General features: G+C 73.7%; 5 protein-coding genes and 1 pseudogene. All 6 read right to left on the bottom strand.

Annotated elements, in window-relative coordinates:
- Window positions 1–974: pseudogene (locus KSNIM_RS24635) on the bottom strand (serine protease); the annotation flags it as partial.
- A 257-nt stretch (window positions 975–1,231) separates the two neighbouring features.
- Window positions 1,232–2,137 carry a tRNA pseudouridine(55) synthase TruB gene (gene truB, locus KSNIM_RS24630; protein WP_263105322.1) on the bottom strand — a complete coding sequence of 302 codons (906 nt, stop codon included), beginning with the start codon at window positions 2,135–2,137 and terminating at the stop codon, window positions 1,232–1,234.
- 60 nt (window positions 2,138–2,197) lie between these two features.
- Entirely contained in the window at window positions 2,198–3,280 is a 1,083-nt protein-coding gene (locus tag KSNIM_RS24625; protein WP_263105321.1) for a DHH family phosphoesterase, read from the bottom strand.
- Between the two features lie 2 nt (window positions 3,281–3,282).
- Window positions 3,283–3,729, bottom strand: coding sequence for a 30S ribosome-binding factor RbfA (gene rbfA, locus KSNIM_RS24620; RefSeq protein ID WP_263105320.1), 447 nt, complete (start codon window positions 3,727–3,729; stop codon window positions 3,283–3,285).
- A gap of 165 nt (window positions 3,730–3,894) precedes the next feature.
- Window positions 3,895–4,191, bottom strand: coding sequence for a DUF503 domain-containing protein (locus KSNIM_RS24615; RefSeq protein WP_263105319.1), 297 nt, complete (start codon window positions 4,189–4,191; stop codon window positions 3,895–3,897).
- Between the two features lie 132 nt (window positions 4,192–4,323).
- Window positions 4,324–6,410: translation initiation factor IF-2 (gene infB / locus KSNIM_RS24610; RefSeq protein WP_263105318.1), on the bottom strand; the 2,087-nt coding region annotated here is incomplete at its 5' end.

The raw sequence follows: 6,410 nt of genomic DNA, 5'->3' as shown, positions 1-6,410 counted from the left end.
GGGCGGTCGGCGTCCGCGCAGAGCCGGGCGGCCCGGTCGGCGGCGGGGGCCGGGACGGCGAGCCGGGCCGCGGCCCCGGCGAGGGCGCGGGCGACGGGGTCGGCGAGCGAGGTGTCGCCGGGCGCGAGGTCGGCGCCGCGCAGCCAGAGGGTGGGCAGCGGGCGGGGGCCCGCGGTGCGGCGCACGGCCAGGGCGGCGAGTTCGGTGCTGCGCCCGCTGCCGGGAGTGCCGACCAGGACGGTGAGCAGGTCCTCGGGCTCCTCGCCGGTGAGGCCGTCGGCCCGGTCGGTGCGGTCGGCGGCCAGCTCGGCGATCCGGGTGGGGCCGGCGACGGCGGCGTGCAGCTGGGCGGCGGCGAGCTGCAGCACGCCGGCGAGGTTGAGTGCGGTGCCGTGCGCGGGGACGCTCTCGGCGTTGCGCCGCAGCAGCCGGTGCAGGCCCGCGCCGGTGAGCGGTGCGGCGGCGACGGTGTCGGGGCGCTCGCCGCGCAGGGCCGGGGCGAGGACGGCGAGGACGGCGCCGGTGGCGGTGTCCAGGACGGGTGTGCCGGGCAGTGCGGCCTGCGGCGGCAGCGTGAGCACCAGGGTGCCGGGCACGGCGTGCAGGCCCTCCGGCAGCAGCAGCGCGGCCGTGCAGCGGCCGGCCAGGCCCACGGGGTGGGGGCCCGCGGACGTCTCTCCCGGCGCGGGGGGCCGGAGCAGGGCGAGCTGCCGTCCGTCGGTCCGCTCGGCGTCCTGCGCGACGGAGAGGGCCGGCCCGGGCGGGCGGCCGTCCTCGGGGTGGAGCAGGGCGAGGCCGAGTTCGGGCAGCAGTTCGACGGCGGCCGGGCCGAGCGGCCGGAGGGTGCCGTCGGGCAGTTGGAGGGCCAGGGCCGCGGGGCCGGCGGCGGCCTCGAGGGCGGTGACCACGGTGCCCTGCGGGTCGGCGGTGAAGCCGAGGCCGCGCAGGCGGCCGGTCTCGTCGCGGATGCCCACCAGGGCCTCCGCGGGACGGGGCGGCCGCAGTCCTGCCGTCGCCCCCGGCTGGTGTCTGCCCGCCATCCGCGCCGCCCCTCCCGCCGGGTCAGCCGGCGGCCGGCCCGGCCGCCGTACTCACCGCGGGGATTCTGCCCCCGGCGGACGCCGCACCACCCTGCGCGCGCCGTTCACGACACCGGTTCACTCCGCGCGCTCGCCCGAAAGGGTGAGCACGCGGAGCGGACCGGGAGCAGCGGAGTCGAGGAAGGCGCAGCTCAGCCGACGAAAACGGCCACCGGACGGGCGTGGCCGCCCTTCTCCTCGACCAGGGCGAGGAAGCGGCCCTCCGGGTCGAAGACCGCGATCGGGCCGTCCGTGCCGAGGCCGGGGGCCTTGAGCCGCATGCCGTGCGAGAGCTGTTTGGCCTGCTCGGCGTCGATGTCCCAGCGGGGGAAGGCGGCGGCCGCCGCGTCGGCGATCGGCAGCACCTCCAGCTTCTCCTCCAGTTGCTCCAGGGTGCGGGCGTGCTCCAGGCCGTACGGGCCGACCTTGGTACGGCGCAGCGCGGTGAGGTGGCCGCCGACGCCCAGGGCCTCGCCGAGGTCGCGGGCGAGCGCACGGATGTACGTGCCGGAGGAGCACTCGACGGTGACGTCGAGGTCGATCACCGGGGTGCCGTCCTCGGCGACCGCGGCCCGCTGCTCGTGGACGGTGAAGGAGTGCACCGTGGTGGGCCGGGCGGCGAGTTCGAAGTCCTCGCCCTCGCGGACCCGGGCGTAGGAGCGCTTGCCGTCGATCTTGATGGCGGAGACCTTGGACGGGACCTGCATGATCTCGCCGGTCAGGGCGGCGATCCCGGTGTCGATCGCCTCCCGGGCGACGCCGTCGGCCGGGGTCGAGGCGGTGACCTCGCCCTCCCGGTCGTCGGTGATCGTGGTCTGGCCGAGCCGGATCGTCGCCTCGTAGGTCTTGCTGGTGAGCATCAGGTGGCCGAGCAGCCGGGTGGCCCGCTCGACGCCGAGCACCAGCACGCCGGTGGCCATCGGGTCGAGGGTGCCGGCGTGGCCGACCTTGCGGGTGCCGGCCAGCCACCGCAGCTTGGCGACCACGCCGTGCGAGGTGATGCCCTCCGGCTTGTCGACGACGACCAGGCCGTCCGGACCAGTGCCCTTGCGCTTCATCGGTTCTTTCTTCGGGAGGGGTGCGACTTCGAAACGGGGTGCCGCTTCGCAGCGGAGGGATCAGTCGGGCAGCGCGGCCCGGAAGCGGGCCACCACCGTCCCGACGTCCTCGCGGGTGGCGAAGCCGGCGGCGTAGACGTGTCCGCCGCCGCCGAGTTCGGTGCAGGCGGCGGCGACGTCCACGGCGCCCTTGGAGCGGCAGGAGCCGCGCAGGGTGCCGTCCGGGTCCTGCTTGAGCACGAGCGCGACCTCGGCCTCGGCGGGCCGCCGGAGCACGTCGATCAGGCCCTCGATCTCCTCGACGGTGACGCCGAACAGGGCGAGCTCCTCGTAGGGCACCCACGTCCACACCAGGCCCCGGCCGCCGACCGCGTCCGGTTCGAACACCGCGCGCCCGAGGGCGCCGGCGAGCACCTTCAGGTAGCCGAAGGAGGAGGTGTCCCAGAGCTGGCGGGAGATCAGGTCGTGCCGGATACCGGTGGCGAGCAGCCGGGCGGCGAGCTCGTGGGTGGCCGGCGTGGTGGCGGCGTACTTGAAGGAGCCGGTGTCGGTGGCGACGCCGGTGTAGAGGCAGGTGGCGAGCGCCTGGTCGAGCGGGACGCCGAGGCGGCGCAGCAGTTCGTCGACGAGCACGGCGGTGGCCGGGGCGCACGGGTCGATCAGGCGGTGGGTGCCGAAGCCCGGGTTGGAGGCGTGGTGGTCGAGGACGACCATGACCGGGGCGGCGAAGGCCTTGTCGCGGAGCAGGCCGAGGCGGCCCTCGGAGGCGACGTCGAAGCAGAGGACCAGCTCGGGCACGTCGGGGACGTCCGCGGCGGGCACGATGAGGTCCTGGCCGGGCAGGAAGGACAGCGACTCGGGGACGATCTGCGGGTCGTCGCCGAAGGAGACCCGGACGCGGTGCCCGAGCGAACGCAGCGCCAGGCCCGCGGCGAGCGCGGAGCCCAGGGCGTCGCCGTCCGGGTTGATGTGGCAGATCAGGTCGATGTCGGTGGCCCGCCCGATCTCCGCCACGACGCGCTGCCACTCGTGGTCGAGGCCGGAGGCCTCCGTGCGTGGCCCCGGAAGCACCGCGAGGGCAGGCTCCACCGTGCTGGTGGTGCCCGCCCCCGCGGTACCGGCCGCCGTCGGCTCGCCGGTCATGCCTACTCGTCCTCGTCCGCGTCGTCGTCGCGGGCGCTGCTGCGGTACGGGTCCGCCTCGCCGGCGTAGCTGGCGCCGGCGGCGGCGGTGCGCACCGCCGCGTCGGACTGGCGGGCCCGGTCGAGCAGGTCGTCGATGTTCTTGGCGTTGTCCGGCAGCGCGTCCGCGACGAAGGTCAGGGTGGGCGTGAAGCGCACCCCGGTCTGGCGGCCGACCTCGGAGCGGAGGACGCCCTTGGCGCTCTCCAGGGCGGCCGCGCTGGCCTGACGCTCGGTCTCGTCACCGTAGACGGTGTAGAAGACGGTGGCCTCGCGCAGGTCCCCGGTGACCCGGGCGTCGGTGATGGTCACGTAGCCCAGTCGCGGGTCCTTGATCCGGCGCTGCAGGGTCTCGGCGACGACCACCTGGATGCGGTCGGCGAGCTTGCGCGCCCTTGCGGTGTCGGTCACGTTGCCTCCTCGTGCGTTGGGCCCGGTACCCGGGTCGGTCGCGCACCCGGCGGGGCCCCTGCCCCAACGTACCTGCCCGCGCCCAGCCTTGTGGGCGCTCTCGGTCCTGATCGGTGTGACGGTGGCGACTCCCGCTCCCGCGGGGGCGCCCCGGCCAACCGGTGGTCACTCATCGTCGTCGTGGTGGTACCGCCTCCGCGCGGAGAGCAGCATCACCTCGGGGCGGCCGGCGACGAGCCGCTCACAGCTGTCCAGGATCTCGGTGACGTACGAGGCGTCCCCGGAGACCACCGCGAGGCCGATCTCGGCCCGGCGGTGCAGATCCTGGTTCCCGACTTCGGCAGCGCACACGCTGTACTTGCGCTGCAGTTCGGCCACGATGGGCCGCACGATCGAGCGCTTCTCCTTCAGCGAGTGGACGTCACCCAGGAGGAGGTCGAACGTGAGTGTTCCTACGAACATGTGTGACAGGTCAGAGCCGACCTGGAGGCCTCGAAGAGATCCCTGCTCGGGGATGTACGAGGACCCTACACAGCGAGACCGGGGCCGGTCGACGGGTTATGCACCCGTCGGCCGGCCCCGGACTGTGAGCCGTTACGAGCGCGGCTTCTCGCGCATCTCGTAGGTCTCGATGACATCGTCGACCTTGATGTCGTTGTACGAGCCCAGGGTCACACCGGCCTCGAAGCCCTCGCGGACCTCGGTCGCGTCGTCCTTGAAGCGGCGCAGACCCTCGATGTTGAGGTTCTCCGCCACGACCTTGCCGTCGCGCAGCAGGCGGGCCTTGGTGTTGCGTCGGATGACGCCCTCGCGCACCAGGACACCGGCGATGTTGCCGAACTTGGAGGAGCGGAACACCTCGCGGATCTCCGCGGAGCCGAGGCGCACCTCCTCGTACTCGGGCTTGAGCAGGCCCTTGAGCGCGGCCTCGATCTCCTCGATCGCCTGGTAGATGACCGAGTAGTACCGGATGTCGACGCCCTCGCGGTCGGCCGCGGTACGGGCACGCCCCTCGGCGCGCACGTTGAAGCCGATGATGATGGCGTCCGAGCCCATCGCCAGGTCCACGTCGGACTCGGTGATGGCACCCACACCGCGGTGCAGGATCCGGAGCTCGACCTCCTCGCCCACGTCGAGCTTGACGAGGGCGTCCTCGAGGGCTTCGACGGAACCGGAGACGTCACCCTTGATGATGAGGTTGAGCTTCTCGATGGAGCCGGCGGCCAGGGCGGCCTCCAGACCCTCGAGCGAGACGCGGACACGGCGCTGGGCCATGGACGCGTTGCGGTCGCGGGCGGCGCGCTTCTCGGCGATCTGGCGGGCGGTGCGGTCCTCGTCGACGACGATGAAGCTGTCGCCGGCGCGGGGCACCGAGGTCAGACCGAGGAGCAGGACCGGACGGGACGGGCCGGCCTCGGTGAGGCTGTTGCCGTTCTCGTCCAGCATCGCGCGGACGCGGCCGTAGGCGTCGCCCACGACGATCGAGTCGCCGACGCGGAGCGTGCCGCGCTGGACGAGCAGCGTCGCCATGGCGCCGCGGCCCTTGTCCAGGTGGGCCTCGATCGCGATGCCCTGCGCGTCCTGCTCCGGGTTGGCCCGGAGGTCGAGCGAGGCGTCCGCGGTGAGGACCACGGCCTCCAGCAGCTGGTCGATGTGCAGGCCCTGGCGGGCGGAGATGTCGACGAACATGGTGTCGCCGCCGTACTCCTCGGCCACCAGGCCGAACTCGGTCAGCTGACCGCGGACCTTGGTCGGGTCGGCACCCTCGACGTCGATCTTGTTGACCGCGACCACGATCGGCACGCCGGCGGCCTTGGCGTGGTTGAGCGCCTCGATCGTCTGCGGCATGACGCCGTCGTTGGCCGCGACCACCAGGATCGCGATGTCGGTGGACTTGGCACCACGGGCACGCATGGCGGAGAACGCCTCGTGACCCGGGGTGTCCAGGAAGGTGATGCGGCGCTCCTCGCCGTTCACCTCGGTCTGCACCTGGTACGCACCGATGTGCTGGGTGATGCCGCCGGCCTCGCCCGCCACCACGTTGGTCTTGCGGATCGCGTCGAGCAGGCGGGTCTTGCCGTGGTCGACGTGACCCATGACGGTCACGACCGGCGGACGCGGCGCCAGCATCTCCTCGTCGCCCTCGTCGGCACCGAAGTCGATGTCGAAGGACTCGAGCAGCTCGCGGTCCTCGTCCTCACGGCTGACGATCTCCAGCACGAAGCCCATCTCGCCGGCCAGCAGCTCGAGGGTGGCGTCGGAGACCGACTGGGTCGCGGTGACCATCTCGCCCAGGTTGAACATCACCGAGACGAGCGCGGCCGGGTTGGCGTTGATCTTCTCGGCGAAGTCCGTCAGGGAGGCACCGCGCGACAGGCGGACGGTCTGTCCGTTGCCGCGAGGAAGCATCACACCGCCGACGGACGGGGCCTGCATGGCCTCGTACTCCTGGCGCTTCGCCCGCTTCGACTTGCGACCACGGGCCGGACGGCCACCGGGGCCACGGCCGAAGGCACCCTGCGTGCCACCACGGGCACCCGGGCCGCCGGGACGGCCGCCGAAGCCACCGGGACGGGCACCGCCGCCGCCGAAGCCGCCACCGCCGCCGGCACCGCCACCCGGACGGGGGCCGCCGAAGCCGCCGCCCGCCGGACGCGAGCCCGGACCGGCCGGACGACCGG

It is taken from the genome of Kitasatospora sp. DSM 101779, from assembly GCF_025655475.1.
Classification (GTDB): domain Bacteria; phylum Actinomycetota; class Actinomycetes; order Streptomycetales; family Streptomycetaceae; genus Kitasatospora.
Note: the sequence above shows the minus strand (reverse complement) of the source record. Positions and strands in the feature narration are given on the sequence as shown.

Coding starts and splice junctions, on each gene's coding strand:
- truB (WP_263105322.1), bottom strand. CDS start 2,137: ATGAAGCGCAAGGGCACTGGTCCGGACGGCCTGGTCGTCGTCGACAAG.
- KSNIM_RS24625 (WP_263105321.1), bottom strand. CDS start 3,280: ATGACCGGCGAGCCGACGGCGGCCGGTACCGCGGGGGCGGGCACCACC.
- KSNIM_RS24615 (WP_263105319.1), bottom strand. CDS start 4,191: ATGTTCGTAGGAACACTCACGTTCGACCTCCTCCTGGGTGACGTCCAC.